General features: G+C 47.7%; 25 protein-coding genes and 1 pseudogene. 4 read left to right on the forward strand and 22 right to left on the reverse strand.

Going from position 1 to position 26,595, the window contains the following annotated elements; all coding sequences use genetic code 11:
- Positions 1–25: 25 nt before the first annotated feature.
- The gene (locus tag A4V09_RS14005) at positions 26–814 is read right to left on the reverse strand and encodes a TIM barrel protein (protein WP_065542900.1); all 789 of its coding nucleotides are present in this window, start codon (positions 812–814) and stop codon (positions 26–28) included.
- Positions 815–816: 2 nt separating this feature from the next.
- The gene (gene iolG, locus A4V09_RS14010) at positions 817–1,827 is read right to left on the reverse strand and encodes an inositol 2-dehydrogenase (protein WP_065542901.1); all 1,011 of its coding nucleotides are present in this window, start codon (positions 1,825–1,827) and stop codon (positions 817–819) included.
- 507 nt (positions 1,828–2,334) lie between these two features.
- Here iolG and A4V09_RS14015 point away from each other — a divergent pair.
- Positions 2,335–3,378: a LacI family DNA-binding transcriptional regulator gene (locus A4V09_RS14015; RefSeq protein WP_242963838.1), complete on the forward strand. Its 1,044-nt coding sequence runs from the start codon at positions 2,335–2,337 to the stop codon at positions 3,376–3,378.
- A 169-nt stretch (positions 3,379–3,547) separates the two neighbouring features.
- Here the strand turns inward: A4V09_RS14015 and A4V09_RS14020 are convergent, their stop codons facing one another.
- The 14 genes from A4V09_RS14020 to A4V09_RS14085 all read right to left on the reverse strand — a co-directional run bounded on the left by A4V09_RS14020 (position 3,548) and on the right by A4V09_RS14085 (position 19,713).
- Positions 3,548–4,900 carry an MATE family efflux transporter gene (locus tag A4V09_RS14020; RefSeq protein ID WP_065542902.1) on the reverse strand — a complete coding sequence of 451 codons (1,353 nt, stop codon included), beginning with the start codon at positions 4,898–4,900 and terminating at the stop codon, positions 3,548–3,550.
- A 259-nt stretch (positions 4,901–5,159) separates the two neighbouring features.
- A complete protein-coding gene (locus A4V09_RS14025) occupies positions 5,160–7,478 on the reverse strand; it encodes a sialidase family protein (protein WP_242963839.1) in 2,319 nt (772 codons plus the stop codon).
- 4 nt (positions 7,479–7,482) lie between these two features.
- Positions 7,483–8,595, reverse strand: a complete 1,113-nt coding sequence (locus A4V09_RS14030; protein WP_065542903.1) for a Gfo/Idh/MocA family protein — start codon at positions 8,593–8,595, stop codon at positions 7,483–7,485.
- A gap of 25 nt (positions 8,596–8,620) precedes the next feature.
- Positions 8,621–9,454, reverse strand: coding sequence for a carbohydrate ABC transporter permease (locus A4V09_RS14035; RefSeq protein WP_065542904.1), 834 nt, complete (start codon positions 9,452–9,454; stop codon positions 8,621–8,623).
- Positions 9,454–10,341: a carbohydrate ABC transporter permease gene (locus tag A4V09_RS14040; protein ID WP_065542905.1), complete on the reverse strand. Its 888-nt coding sequence runs from the start codon at positions 10,339–10,341 to the stop codon at positions 9,454–9,456. Before A4V09_RS14040 ends, A4V09_RS14035 begins: the two co-directional genes overlap by 1 nt.
- An 84-nt stretch (positions 10,342–10,425) precedes the next feature.
- Positions 10,426–11,766 (reverse strand): ABC transporter substrate-binding protein, encoded by a 1,341-nt coding sequence (locus A4V09_RS14045; protein WP_065542906.1) that lies wholly within the window; start codon positions 11,764–11,766, stop codon positions 10,426–10,428.
- Between the two features lie 137 nt (positions 11,767–11,903).
- Complete coding sequence (locus tag A4V09_RS14050) at positions 11,904–12,761, reverse strand: AraC family transcriptional regulator (RefSeq protein WP_065542907.1); 858 nt, start codon at positions 12,759–12,761, stop codon at positions 11,904–11,906.
- Between the two features lie 170 nt (positions 12,762–12,931).
- Positions 12,932–13,384 carry a NanQ anomerase/TabA/YiaL family protein gene (locus A4V09_RS14055; RefSeq protein ID WP_065542908.1) on the reverse strand — a complete coding sequence of 151 codons (453 nt, stop codon included), beginning with the start codon at positions 13,382–13,384 and terminating at the stop codon, positions 12,932–12,934.
- 35 nt (positions 13,385–13,419) lie between these two features.
- Positions 13,420–14,130, reverse strand: coding sequence for an SGNH/GDSL hydrolase family protein (locus tag A4V09_RS14060; protein ID WP_065542909.1), 711 nt, complete (start codon positions 14,128–14,130; stop codon positions 13,420–13,422).
- Between the two features lie 280 nt (positions 14,131–14,410).
- Positions 14,411–15,466, reverse strand: a complete 1,056-nt coding sequence (locus tag A4V09_RS14065) for a DUF5692 family protein (RefSeq protein ID WP_065542910.1) — start codon at positions 15,464–15,466, stop codon at positions 14,411–14,413.
- Between the two features lie 11 nt (positions 15,467–15,477).
- Positions 15,478–15,819, reverse strand: coding sequence for a hydrogenase maturation nickel metallochaperone HypA (locus A4V09_RS14070; protein ID WP_065542911.1), 342 nt, complete (start codon positions 15,817–15,819; stop codon positions 15,478–15,480).
- Between the two features lie 4 nt (positions 15,820–15,823).
- Positions 15,824–18,511, reverse strand: a complete 2,688-nt coding sequence (locus tag A4V09_RS14075; protein ID WP_065542912.1) for an FAD-dependent oxidoreductase — start codon at positions 18,509–18,511, stop codon at positions 15,824–15,826.
- A 55-nt stretch (positions 18,512–18,566) separates the two neighbouring features.
- The gene (gene hypB, locus A4V09_RS14080; RefSeq protein WP_065542913.1) at positions 18,567–19,241 is read right to left on the reverse strand and encodes a hydrogenase nickel incorporation protein HypB; all 675 of its coding nucleotides are present in this window, start codon (positions 19,239–19,241) and stop codon (positions 18,567–18,569) included.
- Between the two features lie 202 nt (positions 19,242–19,443).
- A complete protein-coding gene (locus A4V09_RS14085) occupies positions 19,444–19,713 on the reverse strand; it encodes a hypothetical protein (RefSeq protein WP_065542914.1) in 270 nt (89 codons plus the stop codon).
- A gap of 297 nt (positions 19,714–20,010) precedes the next feature.
- On the opposite strand from A4V09_RS14085, the gene A4V09_RS14090 reads away from it, so the two are divergent.
- Positions 20,011–20,283, forward strand: a complete 273-nt coding sequence (locus tag A4V09_RS14090) for a CD3324 family protein (RefSeq protein WP_065542915.1) — start codon at positions 20,011–20,013, stop codon at positions 20,281–20,283.
- Positions 20,284–20,359: 76 nt separating this feature from the next.
- Here A4V09_RS14090 and A4V09_RS14095 read toward each other — a convergent pair whose 3' ends face one another.
- Entirely contained in the window at positions 20,360–20,590 is a 231-nt protein-coding gene (locus tag A4V09_RS14095; RefSeq protein ID WP_157766956.1) for a hypothetical protein, read from the reverse strand.
- Between the two features lie 195 nt (positions 20,591–20,785).
- Between A4V09_RS14095 and A4V09_RS14100 the strand changes: the two genes are divergently transcribed.
- Positions 20,786–21,385: a DUF1062 domain-containing protein gene (locus tag A4V09_RS14100; protein WP_065542917.1), complete on the forward strand. Its 600-nt coding sequence runs from the start codon at positions 20,786–20,788 to the stop codon at positions 21,383–21,385.
- 67 nt (positions 21,386–21,452) lie between these two features.
- Here the strand turns inward: A4V09_RS14100 and A4V09_RS25430 are convergent.
- From A4V09_RS25430 to A4V09_RS14110, 3 genes and pseudogenes are all read right to left on the reverse strand, one after another.
- Positions 21,453–22,354 (reverse strand): annotated as a pseudogene (locus A4V09_RS25430) (FadR/GntR family transcriptional regulator); the annotation flags it as partial.
- A 12-nt stretch (positions 22,355–22,366) separates the two neighbouring features.
- Positions 22,367–22,489 carry a hypothetical protein gene (locus A4V09_RS25775; protein WP_274537173.1) on the reverse strand — a complete coding sequence of 41 codons (123 nt, stop codon included), beginning with the start codon at positions 22,487–22,489 and terminating at the stop codon, positions 22,367–22,369.
- Positions 22,490–22,579: 90 nt separating this feature from the next.
- Entirely contained in the window at positions 22,580–23,740 is a 1,161-nt protein-coding gene (locus A4V09_RS14110) for a glycerate kinase family protein (RefSeq protein ID WP_065542919.1), read from the reverse strand.
- Between the two features lie 222 nt (positions 23,741–23,962).
- Here A4V09_RS14110 and A4V09_RS14115 point away from each other — a divergent pair, with 222 nt between their 5' ends.
- Entirely contained in the window at positions 23,963–25,048 is a 1,086-nt protein-coding gene (locus A4V09_RS14115) for a CdaR family transcriptional regulator (RefSeq protein ID WP_065542920.1), read from the forward strand.
- Positions 25,049–25,072: 24 nt separating this feature from the next.
- Here A4V09_RS14115 and A4V09_RS14120 read toward each other — a convergent pair whose 3' ends face one another.
- Positions 25,073–25,741 carry an HAD family hydrolase gene (locus A4V09_RS14120; protein ID WP_065542921.1) on the reverse strand — a complete coding sequence of 223 codons (669 nt, stop codon included), beginning with the start codon at positions 25,739–25,741 and terminating at the stop codon, positions 25,073–25,075.
- Positions 25,742–25,780: 39 nt separating this feature from the next.
- A complete protein-coding gene (locus tag A4V09_RS14125; protein WP_065542922.1) occupies positions 25,781–26,548 on the reverse strand; it encodes an EFR1 family ferrodoxin in 768 nt (255 codons plus the stop codon).
- Positions 26,549–26,595: the final 47 nt, after the last annotated feature.

The following is a 26,595-nucleotide window of genomic DNA, read 5'->3' on the forward strand; positions in this document are numbered from 1 at the left end:
CTTCAATGTTTTTTATATTATCTTTTCAGCATTCTTCCATAATAGCCTTCACAGCCGCCGCTGTATCATCCAGCGGAAACAGTTCATACCCCACATACCCCGTGTAACCGCACGCCTCCAGATGGCGCAGAACTTTTTTATAATTAATTTCACCTGTGCCCGGTTCATGGCGCCCCGGGGCATCCGCCACATGGATGTGCCCAAACTGGTCTATATACCTGGAAACAGTATCACAGATACAGCCTTCATTAATCTGCATATGATACACGTCATATAGCAGTTTCAGCCTGGGCGACCCAATCAGACGGCAGATTTCTGCCCCCATCTGCGTCGTTTCCAAAAAATTCCCCACATGGTCAGTGGTAATATTCAGAGCCTCCAGATTCAGATAGATTCCTTCTTTTTCCGCCACTTCCACACAGTCCAGAAGTGTGCGGTACATGGAGCAGAGCTTTACTGTATGAGAAAGATCATCATAGTGATTTACCACAATCCCCCCATCGCCCAGGGCATTGGAATGGATCGTCACACTGGCTGCCCCTACAGTCTTTGCCGCCTTTACAGATTCCTTCAGGTATTCCACATACTTTTCCCTGTGTTTTGGATCAACCAGGGAATAATCCGCATCCCCGTTAAATCCGCTGATGGCAATCCCCGCTGCTTTCGCTGCTTTTCTGGTATCCTCCAGATTCCGGATCCTCCAGTCCCAAAATTCCACAGCGTCAAAACCATCTTTCTTTGCTGCCAGGAATCTTTCCTCCCAGGGCAGTTCTGTATACAAGGTGTCAATACAGGCGCATTTTCTCAGACTCATTTTCACTCTACCTCCTCAATTTTTACAGGTCTTCCCTCTTTCAGGGATTTTGTGGCTGCGGCTGCCATCAGAACAGGATACAGCCCGTCCATTCCGGTAACAGGTGTCTCCTTATCCTTCTCCACGGCCTCCACAAATGCCTGGATCTCTGATACAAACGCACCTGTGTAACGGTCCCACATGACCTTATATGTATTCTCACAGGTGGTACTTACGGCATCTGAAAGCACCACGGTATTGGGCACATCATTTTCATTCCGCACACATCCCTGGGAGCCAAACACTTCCACCCTCTGGTCATAGCCATAGACAGCTTTTCTGCTGTTGTCTATAGTCGCAATAATTCCATTGTCAAACTTCAGCATTACGACAGCCGTATCCACATCACCCGCTTCCCCGATAGCCGGGTCAATCAGCACAGAGCCTGCCGCCACAACCTCCGTCACCTCAGCGCCCCCAGCCAGAAAACGGGCCATATCGAAATCGTGGATCATCATATCATAAAAAATTCCGCCGGACACTTTCACATATTCAATGGCTGGCGGCTCCGGGTCCCTGGAGCTGATTTTGATCATCTGTACTTTCCCGATCCTTCCATCCTGTACCATATGGTAGACCCCTCTGTGATTATGGTCAAATCTGCGGCAGAATCCAATCTGCAGCTTCACCCCGGCGTCCTCAGCCGTCCGGATCGCTTCCCTGACTTTTCCCAGGTCATAATCTATTGGTTTTTCACAAAAAATATGCTTTCCTGCCTTTGCCGCCTCCATAATATACCTGGAATGGGTATCTGTGGAGGAACAGATCAATACCGCTTCAATCTCCTCATCCTGCAGAATATCCTCCGCATTCTTTGTCACATTCTGTACCCCGCATTTTCTCAGATACTTCTCTGTCTCCCCGTTCATAAAAGGGTCTGCCACGGTCTTGATCTCCACCTCCGGTACAAACATAGAAATATTCTTCGCATGTACCTTTCCGATTCTGCCTGCTCCAATAATTCCTGCTTTCATCTCAATACTCCTTTACTCTCCATTATTTTGTTATTTATTTTGTTTTCCCACCCACTGTAACTCTTTCACAGAGCCGGCCTTCCGCACACATCTCTTGGTGCTGAGCCGGCTTCCATTTACATTGCTGCTTAAATTTTCATTGCTGCTTAAATTTGCTTTACTTCCCAGATTGCATTGCTTCTTTTTTGATTACTTTTTCTATTTTGGTATATACCTTGTGCCTTTGCACCTTATGTGCTTTTGCACTTACAATTATATGAAAACCACAGCGTTTTGTCAACATTATGTCTCTCTTTTTTTTATTTTTAGCAACATTTCACAATTATGTGCTTTTGAACATGCCATTTTATCAGCCCTCCTCCCTTCCCCCATTGTTAAACTTAACTAATTCCCCTATTTACAACCCACTTCCCCATATGATAAAATTCATTTATAAAACATCACACACCGAAAATATCACTCCGTGCAATAGCACGTACACATAGACATAAAGAAACAGGAGGAAACATGATAAATAAAAAACCAACCATACAGATGGTTGCCGACAAAGCAGGTGTATCCCGGGGAACGGTTGACCGTGTTCTCAACAACCGTTCCCACGTAAGTCCTGATGTATACGACAGAGTCATGGCGGCCATTCAGGAGACAGGCTACCTCACACCCCGAAGCACTTATCAAAAAACCCTGTTCGGCCAGGGTTTCCCGCCGATCAAACTGGGTGTGCTTTTACCCAACTGGACCGGTCATTTCCGCTGGGAAATCATGCGCGGCATAGAAGCTGCCCAGGCAGAACTTACAGACTTCCATGTAAAAATCCTGGTAGAAGAATGTGAAACCGACATACCGGAGGAAAGCATTGAAAAACTGGACACTCTGCTAAAAGAAGGCATTCAGGGCGCTGCGGTCTGCACCATGAACGATCCCGCCATTGAACAAAAGATCCAATCCCTCACCGAAAATGACATTCCGGTCATCACCTTCAACAGCGACCTCCCCGGCACAGACCGGCTCTGCTTCATCGGGCAGGACTACAACAAAAGCGGCCGGATCGCCGCCGAACTCATCAGCAAATGCATCCCTGCCTCCGGCAAGATCCTGGCGGCTGCTGGCAATTTAGAGTTTGACGGTCACCGGGCGCGGCTGGACGGTTTCCGAACCCGCATGGCTGAGATTGGTTTCCCCCACGACCGTATCCAGGTCATAGAAACCTACAACAACTACCAGCTCACCTACAAAAAAGTCCTCACCGCCCTCCAGCAGGACAACACAATAAAAGCCATCTACATGGCCAACCGAAGCGTAGCCGGCTGTACCAAAGCCGTGGAAACCGCACAGAAAAAAGGAGAGCTCCGTATCATCTGCCATGACATGTCAGAACACACGAAATCTCTCCTCACTGATGGAACCATAGACTTCTCCATCTCCCAGGACCTCCACCGCCAGGGCTACCTCCCCCTGATATACCTAAGAGACTACCTCCACAAACAAAAACTCCCTCCCACCCAGGACACCGCCGCCAACATCTCCATCCTCTGCTCCCAAAACCTCTAAAACGGCCTGTCCCCCCAGTAACTCCGCCCTATAACACCCTCACCACTTAGTGACCACACCGCTTCATGACCATACCGACGTAACATGCCAAACGAACGCCCCCAACCTCCCGTTCCCACAACCAGTCACTATAGATAGGAGGCCGGAGGGCTGGTCGGTCCGTGGCCTCCTATCTATAGTGACGTCCGTGATCCCCCCTCCTATACCCCCAAAAGAAATACCCCACACACAAAACAATCTGCACCGCCGAAGAACAAGGCGTCGCCAGCCCCACCCCAAACAGTGAAACCGGCACCATCCGGCTCATAAGAAACGACACCGGAATCCTCACCCCAAAAGCGCCCACGATTCCCTGTACCATCACAAACAAAGTCTTTCCGCACCCATTAAAATACCCAATCATACAAAACATCACCGAAACCAGCAGACAGTCAATGGCATACGCCTTCAGATACTCCGCTGAAGCCGCGATAACCTCCCCGTCCCTGGCAAAAATACCAGACAAAATATCCCCATGGAAATATGCCCCATAAGCCATCAAAACTCCCACCGCCAAAGACATCCCAATTCCACACAGCAGCGCCTTCTTGGCTCTCTTTGTCTCTCCGGCCCCCATATTCTGGGATACAAATGCCGCCATAGATTGATTAAACGCTGAGGGCACCAGCATAATAAACCCACACAGCTTTTCCGCCACACCCACTCCGGCAGACGGGATCCCCCCAAGGGAATTGACAATCGCCGTGATCGCCAAAAATGAAATCCCCACCAGAACATCCTGAAACGCGATCGGAAATCCCAGCCGGAACACTTCCCCCATTCGCTTTTTGTCAAAGACAATATCCTTTTTATGAAAAACAAAGGGAAACTGCCTCCTCCTAATGATCAGCAGGGAGATCACCACACTCAGCACCTGCGCAAGCACAGTAGCAATAGCCGCCCCCGCGGCGGCAAGCCCAAAGACTCCCACCAGCAGCAAATCCCCCGCAATATTAAACACACAGGCGATCGCCACTGTAACAAGCGGCATCTTGGAATCCCCAAGCCCCCTGAAAATACTGCCGATCACATTATACGCCACAATAAAAACAGCCCCCGCGGAACAGATCCTCACATAAGAAACTGTGGCTTCAAATGCCTCAGGGGGGGTCTGCATGATCCTGGCAATAGGCACGGCAAATACTTCCATAATAACAGTTATCACCACACCGATGACAATAAAAAGCATGATACTGGCACCAATGATCTTTCCCCCTTCCTCTGCTCTCCCCTCACCGATTTTTCTTCCCAGAAGAATGGTGGTACCCATGGCGATCCCCACCACAAAAGCCGTGATAAGCTGCATCAGCCAGCTTCCTGTGGAGACTGCCGATACATCTGCCGCCTGCGCAAACTGCCCCACGACCAGCATATCCACTGCCCCGTACATGGTCTGCAAAAATATAGCTGCAAGTACCGGCAAAGCAAATTTAACCAGGGGCATCAGGATTTTTCCTTTTGTAAAATTCTGTCCTTCACTCATGATATCTTTCCTCTCCTGTATCTGGTACAGCCTCGCAAGACCAACACAACGCTGTACAAAATTTTCATTTTTACCGGAAAAAAACCGGATAAGAAGCAGGCATCTCAGCCAGCATCTTATCCGGTTACCATTTCTTTACGAATGGTTCACCTCCGATGAACGCTGTCATTATATAACATGACTTTTTATTTGTCAAGATTCATAAGTCATCCAATTTTAATGACCGGCGAAGGCCCCCGATACAGGATTTTGATCAATTTTACTGCCCGATCAATTCATCTATTGTGAATCTCTCATATTTCAGTATGTTCTTTAAATGCAGTTCATTTCTTGACCATGAATCATATTTTTCATACAGCAGGCCAATCTCGCCGCTTGGCAGCTCTGTCAGACAGGAATAGGAATATCCCATCTGCGGATCGTCAATAGCATAGCAATACTTCCATTCCACAGAATATTTATTGACCCCGGTTTCCCCCGTATCATGTATCAGTCCAACCCAGATCTTACCGTTCTTCCGGCCCTCTGTGGCGTTTGGTGAAGACAGGATTATGGCCGGTTTTCCGTCAACAGGTTCAGAGTAATTGATAACGGACAACTGTGTGCCGTAAGAAGTTGTACTGATTCCTGTCAATGGAACTCTGTCGCTCCAAGTCTCTCCTCCGTCAACGCTTGTGACTTCCGCGATATAACCGGAGCCTGTGCGCAGATATGTTTTCAAGGAGCCGTCCGGCATCTCAACGATCTGTGCTTCCGCTGTGGCGCCGCCTGTCCGGTCATCCGCTTCCACATAAGTCCAGTTATCCCCATGGTCATCACTGTACATAAAGCCAAGTTCTGCCGAAGATTTGGAGTACAGGGGAACCAGCAGCCTTCCCGCGTATTCACCTGTTGTTATCTGCTTGCCGACGCCGGGACCCACCACTAAAAATTTAGACTCCTCAGGCTTAAAGGTACTGACAATATTCAGGTCAGACCATGTCTCTCCCTCATCATCCGAATATCTCATGGCAAGATAATTTGTTGGAAACGCCTTAAAAACAGAATCTTTATAAAATATGTTCATATTTACATCTACATCCGTCTGTGTCTCCAAAAGAGTCGAACCTTCAAAATTATAATCATACTGTCTGCAGGTCAGATTATTTCCGTTCTGGTAAAGATCATATTCCCCGTCTACCGTATATTCGGTTGGCTCACCTGTGGTATCGTTATAAATAACACCGTTTTCACGGACAGAATAATTGTAAGCACCCGCTCCATCTTCATGCCATCTGAGTTTCAGATATTTTTTGCCGTCTATCTCTTTAAAACCAGACCCTACAGAGGCATTGGAGCTGCCAATTCCTGCGGGCATCAGATCCGCAAAAAGAAATACTCTTTTCGTTTCCTTATCCTCCAGCAATACAGGGTCAATATAAGAAGCGCTTCCCTGGATCTGTACATTCTTACCTACAGAGTCCCTTGGCCAGTCTATATTTTTTGCCACGTAATCCTCAAATTTTAACGGCAGTATAGGCTCTCCCCATGTATTTCCCCCGTCTGTGCTCTTGGCAAACGCAATATTAATTTTACTTTTGGAATCATGGGTTCCTCCATATCTGGCGTCTGCTGCAGCCAAAACAGTCCCGGAATCCAAAGTCAGCAGGGAGGGTATCCTAAAATAATTGGATTGTGTAGCGTCCCCCGCGTAGAAAATATTTTCTGCGTAAGCCGTCTCTCCTGTTGTCCCGATCAATTCCTCATCAGAGAGAACATCACTGTATATTTTCATGTTTCCTATAGTCCCTCCAAAAGGATAAGCCACACTGCCCTGACGCATGGTTCCTCCCAAAGTGACGTTATCCACTCCGGTAATATCACTGATAAATTTAAAATCATCCTCGTCCAATACCGCCAGCAATTCTCCGTTGGCGAACAGCTTATACTGTTTATTTTCCGAATCCGCCTTGAACGCAACCGTATTAAACACTCTTTCCCCTTTATAGAGGCCGCGGACTGCCGCCGGTCTGTCAAGGGTATATTTAAACACCCCATCCGTATTTCTCAGCTCCATACCCACACCACCTGAACTTGTCACATAGATATGGAAATGTCTGTTCTGGTTCCCTGCCGTGCTGTTTCCCACACTGAACAAAGTCTGAATGGCATTTTGGCTTGTGGATTTATAAGAAATAACAATAGTACCCTGGGTTAACGCTTTTACAGATTCAGCTCCCTGCTCTTCATCCAGACTATATCCCTGTCCTTCCTGGATCTCTATATTATCCGCTTCTAAAACAGGCGTTCCCATTGCCGTTTCCACAAGCTCTGTGTTCCCGGCTTCCTGCTCTGTCTCTGCTTCTTGCAGGTCAGTATTTTCCTGTTCCTCCGCTGTCTCTGCTTCTTGCAGGTCAGTATTTTCCTGTTCCTGCTCTGTCTCTGCTTCTTGAAGGGCAGTATTTTCCTGTTCCTGCTCTGTCTCTATTTCTGTTTCTGATAAATTCCGACTGTCCACTGCTGCATAAACATTGAAGGAAGCAGCACAAACTGCCGATGCGACTGCAAATACAACGATTCTTTTCTTGAATTTATACATAGCTTTATTCTCCTATTATTTCACTTAACTGCACTTTACGGTTCTCATATCTGGACATGGTACATGCGTCCGCTGTTGCGATGGCGGCTCTTGCTGCCTCACCTGTCAGCAGGGGTCTGAACTCATCATCGGCTGTTGCTCCATGCATGATCCCATTTAAATATTTCATCTCATTTTTCATAATACTGTGCAGCCACATAGGCGGCTTTTTACCCGGTTTTCCGTACATAATGGCCCCGTCCATCTCGGTTCCGTGGTATATCCTGGTGCGGTCATCATCCTCTTCCCGGGATTCATGCACCAGGAAATGCTCCTCTTTTCCGTCCACTTTCAAGGTCCCTCCGCAGTCGCACATATCAATACGGATAGCCCCCTTTGTACCCTGGACCAGTACATAATGTTCCGGCCAGTGGAAGGCTGAACCCCATTCCAATACTGCGTAACGGTTGTCAGGAAACTCCATATTTACAAACAGCATGTCGTCCTCATCGCCAAATTCATCCCCTTGATGGGCAACATTTCCCCCTGTCATGGTGACCGTTTCCGGCATCCCGCCCATCAGGAACTGCACACAGTCCAGCTCGTGAATATGGTGATACAGATGCCCTCCTGATTTTTCCCTGATTTTCTTCCAGGAAATGGTTGGCTGCGGTTCTTCCCAGCCGTTTCTGGCAGAATGGCAGTACAGAACTTTTCCGATCACGCCCTCATTGATCAGTTTTTTCGCGTAACGCACACCCCGGAAGAAATTCATAACATGTCCTGCCATAAATGTGACCCCATGCTGCTGGCATGCTTTTACCATCTCATGGCAGTCTTTATAGCTCAGTGCAATAGGTTTCTCACAGAAAACATTTACTCCGTGTTCCGCCGCTTTTACGACCGGCTCTTTATGCAGATAATTGGGCGTTGCCACGATCACTGCGTCCACATCCTGGCGGCTGTACAGGGTATCCAAATCTGTTTCCACGTCACATCCCAGTTCTTCTGCCACAGGCTGCGCATTTTCCGGGTCAAGGACCGCCACGATTTTAGCGCCTTCCTGTTCCTTCATAATACGCCCCAGCTCTGCACCGAAATAACCGGTTCCCACAATTGCGTATCCTATTGTTTTCATATCCATTACCTCCATATATTCTAAATTATTTTACCGCTCCATCCGTCATGCCGCCCGCAATCTTATTCTGGATGAACATAAAGAAAATAACAGACGGAACTACCACCAGGGCGGATGCTGCCATCATATCTCCCCAGTTAAGGATCTCAGAACCCTGAAGGGATTTCAGGGCTACGGACACAGTCATTTTATCTGTGCTGTTAATAAGAATCAAAGAATACAAAAATTCATTCCATGCGTTAATAAAAGTATAGATGGCGGTTGCCACGATTCCCGGCATGACCAGGGGAAGTACGATCCTCACAAAAGTCTGGACCTTATTGGCCCCGTCCACTCTTGCCGCCTCCTCGATGCCCAGGGGCACGGTTTTGAAAAAGCCTACCAGCATCCACACCGCATACGGCACACTGAAGGAGAGATACACAATGACAAGGCCCATTCTGGTGTTGACAAATCCCAGCTTTGCCATAACCATGGAGTATGGGATCGCCAGCAGGATCGGCGGAAACATATACGTTGCCACCAGAACCTTTGACATAACAGAGCCCAGCTTCGGAAAGAATCTCACGATGCCATAGGCCGCCATGGATGAGATCACAATGGCGATACAAGTGGTGGACACCGCAATAATTAAACTGTTGCTGATATTTCCCGCGAAGCCCAAATCCTTGATCACATGGACAAAGTTTTCAAGGGTAAATTCTTTCGGCAGAAAGCGGGTGGGATTTGCCGTCAGTTCTCCTGAGGATTTTACGGAACACAGCAAAACCCACACTAAGGGGAAAAAGGCAATAAAGGACAAAAGGATCAGGTATACATGGCAAAGCCCATTGCCGATCTTTTCTTTTCGATTTGTCATCACTTGTCCTCCTTTTCCCATTTTCCGATAATTGTAAAGTAGATCACACAAACCAGCAGCAGGAAGGCCAGCAGGAGCATGGTAACTGCCGATGACCTGCCCAGAAGTTTCGTTCCCCAGCCCATATTGTAGGCATAAATAGGTACTGTGGTGGTGGCATTTGCCGGGCCTCCTCCTGTGAGAAGATAGATGATATCAAAGTTGTTGAATACCCAGATGGTACGAAGAACCACCAGCAGGCCGACCACGATCTTAATATGGGGCACTGTAATATGCCAGAACTGCCGGAATTTGGAAGCTCCGTCAATCTGAGCCGCCTCATACTGGTCCTGAGGGATCGTCTGCAGTGCGGACAGCACATTTACCATGATCATAGGTGCACCAAACCAGACATTGATCAGGATCAATGTCAAAAACACCAGGCTGCTGTCACTTAAAAACTGCGGGAGTTCACTGCAGATGCCCACCTGGACAAGAATATTGGGAAGGAACCCTGAAACACCGTTCAGTATCCACTTCCAGGAAAGTGCGATCACAATAGACGGAAACGCCCAGGGAATGATCATCAGGGTTCTGTAAACACCTTTTCCGATCTTTACCCGGTTGATCGCCAATGCCGCCGTAAATCCTATAAACAACTGGCCCAGAAGGGAACCCAAGGTCCAGAGTATGGATGTAAAAAATGCCTTATAAAAATTAGAGTCCGATAAAACCGCTTTATAATTTTCTAATCCTTTAAAATCATATGTAGCTTTAATCAGATGCTTGGTAGTCATACTGTAATATAAACTGGAAAAAATAGGATATATGAGCAGTATCCCCACAACCAGCAATGCAGGAAGTACGAAAATCCAGCGGGCATAATCAAATTTTACTTTTCTATTCACCAAAATGCCGCCTTTCTTAGGGATGGGACTGCCCGCTTATGTGGTGGGTGGGGCAGTCCCTGGTAACATGCTATGTATTCAAAATCACTGTACAGTGCTGAATACCTCATTCAGTTTGTCTTCCGCTGCCTGTGCAGCTTCTTTCACCTCTGTTCCGTTTGTGATAATATCCTGGAACATGCTCTCTATGATTCCCTGGGAAGTGAGAAGGCCCGCCTGAACGCTGGGTCCCTGTTCAAACCCTATGGCTGTTCCCATATCCATAGCTTTTGTGATAACCTCTACAGCATTTGAGAATTTCTGTACTGTCTCATTTTCTTTATATTCCGCCGTATCGGAAATCCCTGTAATGGATGGCAGCATTCCCACCGGGGTTGCTTCCAGGAATTTGATGTAAGTATCTTTTTCGTATAACTTTTTAATAAATTCCTTACATATTTCCGGATGCTCTGAGTTTTGCCACACCACCATAGGAATATTGGAAGTTTCCGCGCCATAGTCCGGATCATCTGCATTTATCTTTGGAAGAGGCGCACAGTCGATCTGGTCCACTAAATCAGGAGAGTTGGTCTCAACACCGCCAATCTGGAAACCGGAGTTAAAATCAAAGGCTGTCTTTCCCTGGTAAAACAGGGTTGCCTGGTCTAATACCGCATAGTTTACAGAATCCTTTGGGGAACAATTGTTATAAATATCCAGCCAGTAGTTAATGCCATCAATAGCCAGGTCACTGGTCAAGTCTGCTTTCAGGTCTTCTGTAAGCAGGCTCCCGCCGCCGCTTCTCACATAGAAGTTCAGGAACCGGGTTCCCATAAGATCATTGGAACCGCAGGGGAAAGAACAGCCATAGACGCCGTCTTTTGTAAGTGTTTTGGCTGCCTCCGCAAATTCATCCCAGGTTACAGGGATCTGAAGACCTGCTGCCTCCAGCAAATCTTTTCTGTACCACATAACCTGCGCGTGGGAATACAGGGGCAGGGAATAACAGGTACCATCCTTTTCCCCCTCTGACAGAGCGGTCTTTGAAAATTTATCTCTTCCTATATCGTCAATCAGATCATCCAGGGGAACCAGGGCCTCTGCGTCCATCATCTCCACAACATGTCCGGGAAGCGCTGTACTCATATCCGGCACATTCCCTGAAGCCAGGCCTGTGGTCCACTTCGTATAAAAATCACCCCAGGAAAAAGTCTCGATGGTGATATTCACATCCGGATTATCCTTCATAAACTGGTCTGCCGTCTCCTGTATAACCTCCAAACGGGGTCCCTGTGTAAAAGAATGCCAAAAGGTAATGTCTCCTTTCAGTTCCCCTGTTTTTGCTGTTGTCTGCTCACTTTCTGTACTGCCGTTCTGTCCGCATCCTGCGAGCATGGTGGAAACTATCATTGTCCCCACTAACAATATTGCCAAATTTCTTTTCATAAAGCTCTCCTTTCTGCTCACTTTGATTCTGTTTTTGATATCGGCCGTATCAATATGTAAATGATAGGTATATTTTACCTATTTTTTTTGTGTACATCTACTAACCAAACGCTCAATAATAGCACTGGACACTTATCTTATTCTCTTGCCACCCTCCTGTATTGATTGGGCGTAAACCCAAACGCTGACTTAAATTCCCTGATAAAATAATTGGCATCCTCATACCCCACCTCATAGGCAATGTCATTGATATTATCATTGCTCACCAAAAGTGCTCTTGCCGCCGTTGTAAGACGGATCTCCCTCACATATTCCATGGGTGTTTTCCCCATATTTTCTTTAAAAAGACTGCTGAACCTCTGTTTGCTCAGTTCCGCCATGTTTGCCATTCGTTCGGGAGTGTATTTTTCTTTCGGGTGTAGGACTATATAATCTGCCACTACCTGAACCCTTGAATCAATCTGTTTCTTGGTTTTCATGGCTCTTTTTTTAATTTTTTCCAAATCATACTCCGCGCTTTTGATCTCCCCTTTGTCTCTGTCTATTTTCTCTCCTCTGACGGAAAGGGAGCCTATGAGCAAATCCAGATATCCACGCACAAAACATTTTTTGGCAGTGTGTTCTGTTTTCACCCATCTGTAAATCTCTCTGAAAAAACTGTCCTCGCCCATATTTTCCGTAACTCTTGGTATTCCGTAATACTCTTTTAAAACATCCTCTCCCTCATAAAAAACAGAGGTGGTAAAACGGATACTGAAAAATTCAAATGTATCGCTGAGTGCATGGCAGGACATACTGCACCCGCTGGGTATGTAAACGATCTGGTCCTCTTCCACCAGGATCTCTTCATTATCAATGCAGAACTCTGCCTTCCCTTTCACAATATAACGGAAAATATTATACGGAATCACTGATTCCGGGTATACCCATGTTCTTCCCATGGAGTACAGATCAATGTAAAGAAACGTAAAACGTATATTGTCAATCACTGACATGCCGTAATCCCCCTTGTATCCTTTTATGCATCCGCTTTCTGCAATAAATAAGACAGCTATCAGTGAAGATACTTTTATCTATCTGCACTTTATAGCTGCCCGTCCCTTCTCTTACTCTGTTAATTGCCCGTTTATTCCGTATCTTCCCAGTCACGGACCTATGGCCGCGTTCACTGCACGCTTATCTTAACCACCACTTTTTCTATTTTCTCCGGCTTATCCTCCATCATTGCCACCATATGGGCATCACTGGGATAACAAACCATAAAATCACCTGGTTTCAGCAGACTGTGTCCGGACGCACGGCCTTTATAAAACCCGATGTCCTTATCCGCGTCATAGGGCACCGTCTCATCCAGTGATCTGACATCCGCTGTGGCGATCCTCTCTTTTCCTGACACAATGTAATGTAAATCTATGTACTTTTTATGTGCTTCATAAATACATGCCTCCTCTGGTTTTGATGTAAAGGAAACAGGATTGCAGAAAATTTTATTTTCAGCGATCACGGTATTGGGCTGAGGGAGCTCCCCCTGGTGCAGGCCCTCCAAATAGCACAGTACCGTATAGAGTGTTTCATACTCCCTGTAGTTTTCCTTATTCCTGATAGAATCAAAAATCATGGTACTTTCCTCCTGATATTCTTCCCTGTGTGATATTACAGATTGATCTTATATTGATGCAGCGTATTCTTCAAAACTGCTGCCATAATTTCATACCCTCTTGCGTTGGGATGCAGACCGTCATAAGTAATGCCTCCCAGCAGCTTGTCCGTTCCCGGAAAGGTGGTGGTAAGATAATAATTTACATATATAAGCTTTTTCCTTCTGGCTGTCAGCGCCAGCCATGCATTCATCTCTTTGACATATCTTTTTCGGACCGCCTCATTTAACGATATTGGAATGTGTATGGGCAGCAGGGAGGTGAGGATCAAAGTGGTATCCGTATTTTCTGTCTGGCGTATAATATCACTTATATTTCTCTGGGCGGCTGTAAGAACCTCCTCATAGGGTGTCGGTTCCAGCCTTCTCCAATAGTCCCCTTCCAGCTCAATGGAATCATTAATGCCAATGCCCATTATGCAGTACCTGGGTTTTAACTGCAATGCATCTGCATAAAACCGCCTTTTCAGATATTCTGTAGTGTCTCCGCCGATTCCCCTGTTCACGATCAGCTGTCCCGGCAGATTAAAATATGCATTTAACTCCCAGTAATGGGTGATGGAATCCCCAATGAACAGGAAGTCCGGCTTCTGGTCCGTATAAATAAGAGAGTGATTTTTAATGTCAAATTCTTTCCTTCTGCTGTCCGCTGCTGCCGTTCTGGAAAAATACTCCAGCCTGGCATATCCCTCGTTCGTTGCAATCATGTGCCATCCCTCCTTCTCTCCTTTGCACGAAGTCACCTGCTTTTCTTAAAAATTATAGCAAAATGTTTCCGATCTTGATATGGAGTATACACTCAAAAATAGCACAATATGCTCATTTCCAACACTGGAGCACTGTAAATTCCCCGCAAAAAAAGGCTGCCAAAAGGGTCCTTACAAAGAACCTTTTCTGGCAGTCTTCCAATTGCTGGGCACACCTGTTATTCAGATACTTTATTATAGCAGATTTTAATTCTGCTGTCTATTTTTTCTCCTGTAAAAGTCAGGATTTCGCCAGTGCCTTGATCTTCTTATATGACGGCAGGTCTGAGTACAGGTCTGTCTTATACGGATTCCGTTTTGTCTTGCGGATATGCAGGATCATATAGACGAATACCCCTATATTTGCAAGCAGTGCAAGAAGACTCACAAGAAACAGTGCCGTTGTGCTGGGATTTGCTGACGCAAGCCGGTAAATACCCGGCTCCACCAGAGCGGTATAACCATCCGCCGCCACATACCCCTGCGAAACCGCGGCATCTGCAATGGCTTTACTGGATGTGGAGTGTACCATCCACCGGCTGGCGTCCTGGAAAGCAGGCACAGTCTGGGCAAACATACACCACAGTGCCAGCGTGTGGGCCCTGTGCTGCAGCCAGGCTCCTTTTCCCACTGTAAATGCACATACGGTAGGCGCCAGAAGCAGCGCAAATCCGCAGTACCAGGCATGTGTCGGCAGGCAGTTGTACGTGTACGCAAAGTTCCACAGATCGTAGGCTACTATCCAGAACCACATCATATCCGGCCAGAGCATATCTTTGCTTCCATCCTTTTTCGTGACTGCCCGGATGCAGATGCCAAACCATCCCGTAATGGTGATGATATTCAGGATCCCCGCAATGCCGTTCATGTAATTCCAGGCACCGCCGATATAATACTGTGTCTGGTTGTTGGTATACTCCATGACCGGAGTTACATATCTTCCAATCTCAAAGTCGCGAAGCACAGCCTCACAGATATTGACTGCCAGGATCAGAGGCGGAAAGCACAGAGCGATCCGATTGGATGACAGTTTCTTCACATGCCGGATGCACCAGAAACCAATACAGCCCGCAGTGGAGGAGTACACCTTTGCCAAATGGAACCAGTCCATATACGCAGTATCCTTAAAGGCGGTGAGCCACAGAACCGTCAGCACTACCGGAAGAATCACAAAGGCGGAAAAGCCCACCCACTTAAATCTTCTGGTCACCTCATTGAGCGCAAAGAGACTTACAAACACGCACAGCCACACAAGCAGTACCAGCGCTGTGGGAACACCCTCATAAAATGCAAACATACCCATTCCCCCTACTTACATAATATTTCTTTGATCATCAGGTCATTTCCCGATAGGATTTCCATTTGCTGCCCCTCACAGCCGGGGCAGCGCATATCATACTCCATGGCATTGAAGACCCTGCCGCAGTCCCGGCACTTTACCATGCCGGGCACGACGCAGACCTCCAGTTCCGTCTCCTCCATGGAAGTTTTATATCTGGCGGCAGGCCAGCACTCTTCCAGATATCTGGGCACAACTCCGGAGAGCTCCCCCACATCCAGAACAATCCGTTCCACCTCTTCTGCCCCTTCCTCACGCACCACATCCTCAATGGTGTGGATCATGGCATCCAGGATTCCCAGTTCGTGCATAGGATCAGTCCTTTCTCCGTGTAGCTTTTGCGGAGGCGGCGGCGATCTTTCCGGTTCTCTTCACCGCGTTTGCCGCGATCTTCACAGGAAGCTTCTCATATAGATCCGGTTTGGAATGACCGGTACGTTTCAGATGGACAGCGTCAAATTTACACTTTGTGGTGCACATGCCGCATCCCACACACATATAGGAATCCACCTGTACGGCCCCGCAGCCCAGGCATCTCTCTGTCTCTTTTTTAAGCTGTTCCTCCGTGAATGTCATCCTGTCGTCCTGGAAGGTCCCCTTCTTCTCCTGTGCGTGAGCCGGGCGCTGCCTTGGTGTATTGTCAAAGCTCTTCAGGTCCACAGTCACATTATTTTTATCAAACGCGTGGTATTCTCTTCTGTCACGTCCCAAAGTCAAGGTCTGCCCCGGCTGTACATACCGGTGAATGGATATTGCGCCTTCTTTTCCGGCTGCGATAGCATGAATGGCGAATTTAGGCCCGGTACAGCAGTCACCTCCCACAAACACATCCGGTTCCTTGGTCTGATAAGTCAGGCTGTCTGCCTGTGCCGTGTTTCCCCGTCCGAGTTTCACCTTGCTGCCCTCCAGAAGGCCGCCCCACTCAATGGACTGTCCGATGGATAGAAGGACCGTGTCTGCAGGAACCGTAACGGTATCCTCCTCATCATATTTTGGAGCAAAACGGTGCATCTCGTCAAACACGGATACGCAGCGCATAAATTCCACGCCTGTCACTTTTCCGTCCTCTGTCAAAATACGTTTTGGTCCCCACCCGTTCTGGAATTCCACCTGGTCAGCTTCTGCCTCCTCGATCTCCTCATCCAGGGCAGGCATCTCCTCACGGCTCTCCAGACAGTACATGTCAACGGTGTCAGCCCCCTGCCTTGTTGCCGTACGTGCCACATCTATCGCCACGTTGCCGCCGCCTACTACTACTACATTTCCGGAAAGCGTCCGGCCTCGGCCCAGATTCACTTCACGCAGAAATTCCACACCGGATACCACCCCCAAAGCGTCCTCACCTTCCACATTCAGCCTGCGCCCGCCCTGAGCACCCACTGCTATGTAAAATGCCTCGTAGCCCTGTTTTCTCAGCTCATCCAGTGTCACATCTTTTCCCACTTCCACGCCGGTCTTAAACTCCACGCCCATCTCTCTCAGCACGTCGATCTCTGCATTCAGCACCTCTTTTTCCAGACGGAAGGAGGGAATTCCAAGGGCCAGCATACCGCCCGGCTTCTCCTGTTTTTCAAAGACAGTCACCTGATAATCATCGATGGCAAGGTAATACGCGCAGGAAAGTCCAGCAGGACCGCCGCCGATAACTGCTATTTTATTGCCCAGATGATACCTTTTTGGCGGAACATAGCGCACATCACTGTCCAGCTCTTTATCTGCAATAAACTTCTTGATCTCATCAATGGCGATGGGCTCATCAATATCCCCGCGGGTACATTCATCCTCACAGCTGTGTGGACAGATACGTCCGCAGACAGCTGGGAAGGGATTTTCCTTTTTGATCAGCTCCAGGGCTTCTTTATATTTTCCTCTGGCAGCCAGCTTGATATATCCCTGCACCGCAATGTGGGCCGGACAGGCTGTCTTACAGGGGGAAGTCCCCTCTTCCGCCACATCCTGCCGGTTCTCACGGTAATCCATATTCCAGTTCTTTTTGCTCCACACATGGTCTCTGGCTGTGGGTTCCTCTTTCTTTGGAACCGGATTTTTGGCACAGAGTCTCTGTCCCAGCTTCAGGGCATTTGTGGGACAGTTTTCCACACACTGGCCGCAGGCCACACACTCCTCCGGGTCCACTTCAGCGGTAAAGTTGGAGCGGATGGCATCCGGAGTGCGGAATAAGGCGGCAATACGCATGGAAAAGCAGGAACAACTGCAGCAGTTGCAGATTGCCGCTGATTCTCCCAGTCCGTCTGTGGCAGGCATCTCATGCATCAGGCCATTGTCCTCCGCAAATTTGAGGATTTCCAGCACTTCCTCCCTGCTTACCTGGCGGCCTCTCCCCGTCCTGATATAATACTCCGCTCCGGTTCCCATCTGGATGCAGATGTCCTTTTCCAGATGACCGCAGCCCTCGCCCAGCACTTTTCTGGACTGGCGGCAGGAGCAGTCCGATACACTGAATGTATCATATTTCCGCAGATAATAAGACAGCTTTTCCCATGGCTGAACCCCGGGCAGATCCTTTATGGCGCTCTCCACAGGAGTCACACGCATCATGGCCATACCTTCCGGAAAAAGAGGGGCCATAGGCGCGATCCTTTTTCTGGTATACTCCTCAAAAGCCTTACCGATCTCAGGGTGCGCGGCTAACTGTTCCCGGTTATTTACCATCATTTCCAGCATACCCGGCGCAAAAATGTTGATAAAATACCTGTCCCGTTTATCCTTCTTGTCGGTCCAGACCTTTACCACACCTGTGTAGGTAAGCCGGTCCAGAAGCTTTTTAGTCTCCTCCCTGCTCTTTCCGCATTTTTCCACAATATACTCAAAGGTACGCGGCTGGCGAAGCCCCATCACCAGGGCAACATCTGCCATATCATCCGTCACCACAGCATTCAGTGCATAATATTCCGGGGCCTTCTCATCAATCCGGTTCATGGCCCCTGCAACACCGCCCACCATCTTTGCCAGTTTCACTATTTTCGGTCTTAAATTTGCCATATACCAACCCACCCTTTCTATACCATTCTGCAGTTACCCTGTTTCTGTTCACAGTCTACGCTTCTTCTCTCCAGGTTTTTACTTCTGCTCTCAGCCAATCTGCCCAGACATCCACACCTTCCCCTGTCTTGGCACTGAGGGGGATCACTTTTGCATTAGGATTGCGGAGCCTGATGTTCTCCCTGCACTTATCCAGATCAAAATCAAAGTAAGACATCACATCCACCTTGTTGATCAACACCACATCACATACAGAGAACATCAGCGGATATTTCAGCGGTTTGTCATCTCCCTCCGGAACAGACAGGATCATGGCATTCTTCACAGCCCCTGTGTCGAACTCTGCCGGGCAGACCAGATTTCCCACATTCTCCAGCACAGCCAGTTCCACGTTCTCAGTCCCCATAGCTGCAAGTCCCTGCCTGGTCATGTCCGCGTCCAGATGGCACATGCCGCCTGTGTGGAGCTGTATTACCTTCACTCCCAGATTTTCTATGGTGCGGGCATCCACATCCGAGTCGATATCTGCCTCCATAACACCGATTCTCATTTCCGCCCTCAATACCTCAATGGTCCGCTGCAAAGTTGTAGTCTTGCCTGAGCCTGGGGAAGACATGAGATTTAAAAGAAACACTTTCTCCTTCTTCAATTCTCTGCGGAGTTCCAAAGCCTGCCTGTCATTATTATCAAAAATGCTTCGTTTTACTTCAATGGTACGGAATCCTCCCATACCCGCATCCCTCCTTTTCCCACTGTTTTATACTATCATCATACTATGCCGGAACTGTTTTTACTATAGACAAAACCGGCAATTTGTCAAAAATTTTTGATAAACTTCCGGTTCAAAGCCCGGTAAGAAAGCCACGAAACACCATCACAATCCCCATCCCATCCTTTTCCCTCTCCGCAAACACCTCTTCCATCCATCTTCCTCATGATCTCCCTGCATATATAAAGCCCCAGCCCGCTCCCCTGCTGTCCAGCCAATCTTCCGCTTTTTCACTCTCTGTTTCTCCCCGCATAATGAAGTTCACACCGGGGATTTTTGAATAGCTTGTGTAATAATCAATGGCTGAACTCACAACCAGGATTTTATTCACACTGCTGGCCAGGAAAATGGTGGCAATGGTGATAAACAGAAACCGTATCACATTGACTCCTTTTCTCCTCAGCAAATCCTTCTTTAATATTCTGTAAAGCATTTGGCTATCCTTCCCTTTCCTGTTTTCTGAATTGATTATAACGTGTCAATTGTGAAAAAATCCTTAAATCAGATATATTTTTTATACATGGGAGGAAAACATTCCTGATTTTCCTATACAAACCTTCCTACATACAGTATAATCATACCGGAAAGCAAAATCATGTTTAAACTGTAAAAGGAGGCATTTTTTATGAAACGATATGTTATGACCGCGTAGCAGAGGCTATTGCGGATTATGATCGAATATTGAATAGCCTTTGCGAATCCTGGAACTAAAATAACCGAGGAGGACAGGATGAGCTACAAAAAGGCTGATAAGATTCTTCCAAAAGAATTGCTGGAAATGATACAGCAGTACGTGGAGGGCGAAAGCATCTATATTCCCAGAAGGACAGAACACAGACGTTCCTGGGGAGACGGTACCGGCATCCGGCAGGAAATCGCAGCGCGCAATTCCATGCTGTACCGTGATTACCAGGATGGCACAGACCCCCACCGGCTGGCAGACAAATACTGCCTGTCTTTGAAGAGTGTACAGAGAATCTTATTACAGGAAAGAAGAAAATAGGTAACTGCTCATTATGATCACAGTTACCAAAACAGCAGCAAATATAAACAGTGTCAGCATAACCTGCATGAATGGGTTATGCTGACACTTCTCTTTTATCTATAATAGCCTGAATCACGGCAGTATATTTTTCTCCGTCATGGGCAAGGGATGCTGACATATCCAGAGGGTTGGCCGGTGTGGCATAGTCCGGCAGGAGCGCTTTCAGCTTATCCATGGTCTCAGGGGCAAAATCAGGATATTGAAGTCCCAGCAGTGTTCCCGTATCCGCGCACACGCCTGTCTCTCCACCTACCTTTTTCCTCATTGTCTTTTAGAAAAAAAGTTAAGGTAGAAACCCTATTCTCCCCCTGATATACTATCCCTATACTGAAAAAAGGAGGAGCCATTCATGTCCAAACCCAAGAGAAATGCATAGCAGAGGCTATTGCATTATAACAATTCTATAGTGAAATAGCCTTTGCATATCCTGAACCGATAAAAGACCGAAAGGAATATGCATATGAGCTATTTAAAAGGAGAGACTTGGACTCTTACCCCTGTCTCTTCGTATAAAATCATAAGAAACTGTCCAAAATGCGGCACAAAATCCCTCTTTCAAAGTACCGGGAATTTCCGCATCAATGCCAACAAAAAATGTGTAGATATCTGGCTTATCTACCAGTGTGAAAATTGCAGATCCACCTATAATCTCACAGTCTTTGAGCGCGTCAGCCCCAAAAAGCTGCCGGGAGAATTATATAAAAAATTCCAGGAAAACAACAGTGGCCTTGCCCTGGAAATCGGAACAGCCAAAGAAATATTCGAGAAAAACAGAGCTGTTGTGAAGGAAGAATCCATCTCATACATTGTAACCAAAGAGGATACAGAAATACCAGTTTCTTTACAAGCTTTGGAGGGAAACTGCCGTATCATCTGCATCCAAAACCCCAATGACCTGAAGATCAGGGCCGACAAGTTCCTGGCAGAGCAGCTTTCCATCTCCCGGTCAAAAGTAAAACATCTGATAGCGGACGGGTTGTTACAGGGGAGTAAGAAGGAGAATCTGGAAAAAATCCATCTCGCCAACAGTCTGCTCATCCTTCTTAAAACCGTTGCCTGAGCGAGTGCCGAAAAACGGCAGGGAAAGCCATTTTACTGTGCTTTCCCTGCCGTTATCCGTACCTTTATTATCCTGCATTTTCTGCCGCAGGCACAGTGTCCTTCTGTATTTTCTCTATGGTCCATCCCGTCTGGGCACATATCAGGGACACAATGGGATTGATAAAATTCAGGAAACAAAACGGTGCGTAAATGCCTGTTGTCACCCCAAGGACTCCTGATAGGAATGCTGCATCTGTCCCCCACGGAACAAAGGGAGCACACAGCGTTCCGGTATCCTCCAAAGCCCTTGACAGGTTCTTTGATGCAGTCCCCGCTCTTTGTATATGTCTTTGAACATTCTTCCCGGTATGATCAGTGCCACATACTGCACACCTGTGGCAAAATTAGTGAAGATCGTGGACAGAAGCGTTGCCGTTATGACAGCGGAATCCTTCTTGGCGTTCTTAAGCGCCCGCTCTATGACAGTGCTCACCATGCCGCTTTTCTCCACGATCCCTGCAAAGGAAATTGAGATAAGAATCAGGCAGATGATCTCCACCATACTGGTCATACCGCCCCTGTTCAGCAGTTTATCCACCTCTGCCACTCCTGCAGTTCGTCCCAGGCATAACCGGAACTCACAGCCACAATTCCGGCCATAACAGCCGCCATGAGCATTGCCACATAACTCCTGCTCCACGGCTTTTCTGTCTCTGCCTTCCCTGATGCGCTCTTCTACCTGTTCCCCCAGTTCTAAAATCCGTTCCAGCTCTCTGTCTGTAGCACGTTTTGCCGCATAGTAGGCGGCCTCCGGCTCGAAGATCAGCCGCATCTCGTACAGGTCTCCTGCATCAACCCTGGCCGCTGTCAAATCCGACAAGGCCTCCATGGAAGGGTCTGCAAAGTCCTCCCTGACATATGTACCTCTTCCCCGCCTGATTTCCACTACCTGGCCTGCAGCCAGAATGCGGAAGGCTTCTCTCAGGGTGGTGCGGCTGACTTAAAGTATTTCGGAGAATTGGTTTTCATTTGGAAGTTTGTCGCCTGGTTTGTATTTTTTATCTACTACGATCATGGACAGGATCGTGTCTGCTACTCTGTCTGACAGCCTTTTTTGTGACATTATTTTGTTCTCCCTGGTTTGTGGTTTTTGTTTTATTTTAGCATGTTTGGGGTGTGGGGGCAACTGTGGGACGGTGCGCTTTAAAAAACTTTATGGGGTTATTTTTTTAAGGGTGGAGGCGGTTTTTAGCAGGCGGAATACTTGTTCTGTGGTGTCTGTGAGGTTGGCTTGGGCGTTTTGGGGGGTCATGGCTTCTTCCAGTGTGGTGATGCCCCGCAGGATGGGGAAAAAGGCGTCTATTCCTTTTTCGTTGCAGGTTTTGGCATCTTTTGTTACACTTCCTGCAAAAGCGATGACTGGTTTTCCGTGTTTTTTTGCAAGCTCTGCTACACCTACAGGGGCTTTTCCCATGGCGGTCTGGCCGTCCAGACGGCCTTCTCCGGTGATGACCAGGTCAGCTTGTCTTATGTGGTCCTCTAGTCTGGTTTCTTCCAGGACAATGCGGATGCCGGATTCTAAAACTGCGTCGGTGAATGTGAGGAAGGCGAAACCAAGGCCTCCGGCTGCTCCTGTTCCGGGCTGCTTTGGGTCCGCTTTGGGGAAGTTTTTCTGCGCCAGTGAGGCGTATTTGCCAAACCACTCGTCCATTTGGATGATCATGGAGGGGGTGGCTCCTTTTTGGGGGCCGTATACTGCGCTGCAGCCCTGCTCCCCGCATAGTATATTGGTCACGTCGCAGGCAATTTTGAATTCACATTCGGCCAGCCCGGAGATGACGTGGTCTGTGGTGATGGCTGTAAGTTCGGAAAGTCCCTCTGCTCCGTACCGGACTTGTTCCCCCGCTGTATTTAAGAAACCGTATCCTAATGCCTGCAGCATGCCAATCCCGCCGTCGTTGGTAGCACTGCCTCCTATGCCTACAATGAATCTTCTGCACCCTTTTTCTATGGCGTCTTTTATTACCTCGCCTACACCGAATGTGGTGGTGTGAAGGGGATTTCTCTCTTTGGGGGTTAGAAGGGTGATTCCCGCTGCTCCTGACATCTCAATAATGGCTGTCCCGGTGTCTTCAATGATTCCGTATTGGCATGTTACGGGTTTTCCGAGAGGGCCTGTTACGGTGACGTGCTGAGTCTTTCCGTTCATTCCTCCAACCAGGGCCTCCACAGTACCCTCACCACCGTCTGCCAGTGGCCTGACTTCCACTTCTGCCTCTGGGTCTGCACGGAGTATGCCTTCGCGGACGGCTCTGCCTGCTTCCATGGATGAAAGGCTTCCTTTTAATGAATCTATGGCTGTGACTACTCTCATTTTTATTTCCTCCCGTGTATTTTTTCTTTAATATAGCAAAAATTAGGTGTTTATGAAATGTTATATGTAATGTTTTTTTGAGGATTTTTTAAGTATTTATGGTATTTGTACTTAAATATTGTTATACTGTGATCAGTAATAGTTTTGATGTGTATTGCAGGGTAGACTTTTAGTGGAAATGTATGATGGAACTGTGGTTGTGAATAGTTATGGGGGAATATAGTGGAAAATTCTTTTGATAAAAAGCTGGCGCAGCAGATTGTCGCCACGGTAAAGGATGTATGCGGACAGAATGTGAATTTTATTGATCGTACAGGGATGATTTATGCCAGTACGGATGAAAGAAGAATTGGTAGTTTTCATGAAATTGGAAAGCAGGCTGCAGAGAAGGGGGAAATGCTGGAGGTGGATACAGACAGCCTGTTTGCCGGGACGCAGAAGGGTGTCAACCTGCCGGTCTTTCATAATGGCTCTTTTGTGGCTGTCATCGGTATCAGCGGACCGCCGGACCAGGTGCGCAAATATGCTTATCTGGCTGAACGTATCACCGGCCTTTTGATTCGGGAAAGGGAACTGAATACTTTCAGCCGTACCCAGGCAGAGAAAATGAATTATGTGATCCATTCCCTTATCAACCGGGAAAATCTGTCTCAGGCTTATCTTCTGGATACACTGGAACAATTTCATGTGAACAAAAATGGCAGTTACAGAATTCTTCTCATTCATATCCACTCCGGCAGAACACCTATGAATACTGCGGAAGCAGAACAAAACATACAGCAGATGTTTGCCAAAACCGGTATTACGCTCTGCACGTTTCATTATCCCAGTGAATATCTGGCTGTTATGGACAGCAGCAGATTTCCGTTGATTTCGCCTGTTCTCGCAGAGTTCGCCTGCCAACAGGACGGACGGCTGAAAATCTCTGTGGGAAAAAGCTGCCCTGTCTTTCAGTTGTCAGAGTCTTATGAAACGGGGACTGCTGCACAAAAAAGTATTGCCTCCTCCACCGACCGGCATTATGCGGTCTTTGATGACCTCACCCTGGAACTCATACTCTCCTCCGTGGAGGAGGGCTGCAAAGCGGAATATCTTCGGAAAACACTGGATGCCCTGGATGCAGAAGATATTTCCCTGCTTTCTGTATATTTTGAGGAGGATATGTCTCTTGGACATACCAGCAGCAGGCTGTTCCTGCATAAGAATACACTCCAATATAAGCTGGACCGTATTTACAAAAAATGCGGACTGAATCCCCGAAAATTTCGTGACGCAGTGGTTCTGTATCTGGCATTGAAGCTGGCCTGACAGCCTCCGGTCCCATGGCGGCTGTCACTTCCGGTTTTCTATGATAGGAAGTGCCTCCGGCAGTGAGTGTATCACTGTGATTCCATGGCAGGTTTTACCGCCTTTTCTGTCCAGCAGCACAGGGGTGATCCCTGCTCTGGAAGCCCCTTCCACATCTGAAGTGAGGGAATCTCCGATATGGATGACCTCCTCTGGGCATAGGCCGCTTACCTCCAGCGCTTTCAAAAAGATCTCTCGGTGGGGCTTATATGCCCTAACCATGTCTCCGCAGATTATTCCCGCGGGGTGCAGGTTCTTGTCACGCATGCCCTCCTCCACGTAAGAAAGACCGTTGTTGCTGATAACGTAGATCGGAACACTGCATCTTTCAAAGAATTCCTTTGTGTCGGGAAATGCCGGGGCGTACGCCCAGAAACGCTGGCAGAGCCGGTGCAGGTCCTGGAAATCTTCCTTCAGATGGATTTTTGCTGCACACTCCTCCAGTGCTTTATCCACAATCTCATCCTCTGTAATATAGTTTTCTTTATAACTGACAGCCTCAAAAGTTTTTATCAGCTTCCACCAGTAGGCCAGCATTGCCTCCATACTCTCAATGTCGCTGTTTTTGTAACACCGTCTCAGCATCTCCATGCCGTCCGGGCCGCCCTCCTCAATGATGGTGCCTGTATAATCTAAGAATACTGCTTTTATCATCTCTCTGCTCCTTGTCTTTTCTGTTGGATAAAATATCCTTTATGCCAGAAAAATTTCATTCTCTTTTCTGCCGGCACAAGTCTTTTTCATTTTTGCAGCGGCAGCCTTCAGCATAATGTTGTTTACCCCTCTGGCCTTCTGCGGACAGACGGAAATACAGCGCATGCAGGATATACATGTTTCCTTGTCCGTCTCTGACGGGTTCGGCCGGGCAATTGCCCCCACCGGACATTTTTCCGCACAGACTCCGCATTTTGTACAGGATTTATTAGCTTTGGGCTTTAAGGGGATTCCGTTGTAGCTTCTGTAGGGTTTATTTCCCGGTACCTTTACTTCCCCTTCTCTATCCTGTCTCTCAAGCTTCTTTTTTATACTTCCTGCAAATCCCTGCAGCTCTGCCCTGTCTGCTTCATCCGGCCTTCCTGTACCAAACTGCCTCATAACAGAATGTTCCGCCACAGCCGCTATTGCCGCTGTGCAGTGAAATCCGGCACCTGTAAGTGCCTCCCTAAGCTCCAGCAGTGTGTCATCATAAGCCCTGTTTCCATATACTGCAGCGAGAACAGCCTGCGCCCCCCGGCCGTTCATCCGTCCAAGCGCGTCCAGGGCTTCCTTCGGCACTCTTCCCCCATAAGAGGGGACTCCCACAATGCAGATATCCTCTTTTTCAAAAGTATACTTCTTGTAGTCTGCTCCAAAGACTGCCAGATCAATCTCCTGCTTTTCTTCTTCCCAGACGCTGCTCAGAATATCCGTCACCTTTTCCGTTCCCCCTGTAGGGCTGAAATAAATATTATATATTTTCATCTTCTATCCTCACCTTCACCTTAAAAAACCGCCGCACAGTCTGTTTT

Origin of the sequence: Blautia pseudococcoides (assembly GCF_001689125.2) — a bacterium.
GTDB classification, from domain to species: Bacteria; Bacillota; Clostridia; order Lachnospirales; family Lachnospiraceae; genus Blautia; species Blautia pseudococcoides.

Coding starts and splice junctions, on each gene's coding strand:
- A4V09_RS14005 (WP_065542900.1), bottom strand. CDS start 814: ATGAGTCTGAGAAAATGCGCCTGTATTGACACCTTGTATACAGAACTG.
- iolG (WP_065542901.1), bottom strand. CDS start 1,827: ATGAAAGCAGGAATTATTGGAGCAGGCAGAATCGGAAAGGTACATGCG.
- A4V09_RS14015 (WP_242963838.1), top strand. CDS start 2,335: ATGATAAATAAAAAACCAACCATACAGATGGTTGCCGACAAAGCAGGT.
- A4V09_RS14020 (WP_065542902.1), bottom strand. CDS start 4,900: ATGAGTGAAGGACAGAATTTTACAAAAGGAAAAATCCTGATGCCCCTG.
- A4V09_RS14025 (WP_242963839.1), bottom strand. CDS start 7,478: ATGTATAAATTCAAGAAAAGAATCGTTGTATTTGCAGTCGCATCGGCA.
- A4V09_RS14030 (WP_065542903.1), bottom strand. CDS start 8,595: ATGAAAACAATAGGATACGCAATTGTGGGAACCGGTTATTTCGGTGCA.
- A4V09_RS14035 (WP_065542904.1), bottom strand. CDS start 9,454: ATGACAAATCGAAAAGAAAAGATCGGCAATGGGCTTTGCCATGTATAC.
- A4V09_RS14045 (WP_065542906.1), bottom strand. CDS start 11,766: ATGAAAAGAAATTTGGCAATATTGTTAGTGGGGACAATGATAGTTTCC.
- A4V09_RS14050 (WP_065542907.1), bottom strand. CDS start 12,761: ATGTCAGTGATTGACAATATACGTTTTACGTTTCTTTACATTGATCTG.
- A4V09_RS14055 (WP_065542908.1), bottom strand. CDS start 13,384: ATGATTTTTGATTCTATCAGGAATAAGGAAAACTACAGGGAGTATGAA.
- A4V09_RS14060 (WP_065542909.1), bottom strand. CDS start 14,130: ATGATTGCAACGAACGAGGGATATGCCAGGCTGGAGTATTTTTCCAGA.
- A4V09_RS14065 (WP_065542910.1), bottom strand. CDS start 15,466: ATGTTTGCATTTTATGAGGGTGTTCCCACAGCGCTGGTACTGCTTGTG.
- A4V09_RS14070 (WP_065542911.1), bottom strand. CDS start 15,819: ATGCACGAACTGGGAATCCTGGATGCCATGATCCACACCATTGAGGAT.
- A4V09_RS14075 (WP_065542912.1), bottom strand. CDS start 18,511: ATGGCAAATTTAAGACCGAAAATAGTGAAACTGGCAAAGATGGTGGGC.
- hypB (WP_065542913.1), bottom strand. CDS start 19,241: ATGGGAGGATTCCGTACCATTGAAGTAAAACGAAGCATTTTTGATAAT.
- A4V09_RS14085 (WP_065542914.1), bottom strand. CDS start 19,713: ATGCTTTACAGAATATTAAAGAAGGATTTGCTGAGGAGAAAAGGAGTC.
- A4V09_RS14090 (WP_065542915.1), top strand. CDS start 20,011: ATGAGCTACAAAAAGGCTGATAAGATTCTTCCAAAAGAATTGCTGGAA.
- A4V09_RS14095 (WP_157766956.1), bottom strand. CDS start 20,590: ATGAGGAAAAAGGTAGGTGGAGAGACAGGCGTGTGCGCGGATACGGGA.
- A4V09_RS14100 (WP_065542917.1), top strand. CDS start 20,786: ATGAGCTATTTAAAAGGAGAGACTTGGACTCTTACCCCTGTCTCTTCG.
- A4V09_RS25775 (WP_274537173.1), bottom strand. CDS start 22,489: ATGTCACAAAAAAGGCTGTCAGACAGAGTAGCAGACACGATCCTGTCC.
- A4V09_RS14110 (WP_065542919.1), bottom strand. CDS start 23,740: ATGAGAGTAGTCACAGCCATAGATTCATTAAAAGGAAGCCTTTCATCC.
- A4V09_RS14120 (WP_065542921.1), bottom strand. CDS start 25,741: ATGATAAAAGCAGTATTCTTAGATTATACAGGCACCATCATTGAGGAG.
- A4V09_RS14125 (WP_065542922.1), bottom strand. CDS start 26,548: ATGAAAATATATAATATTTATTTCAGCCCTACAGGGGGAACGGAAAAG.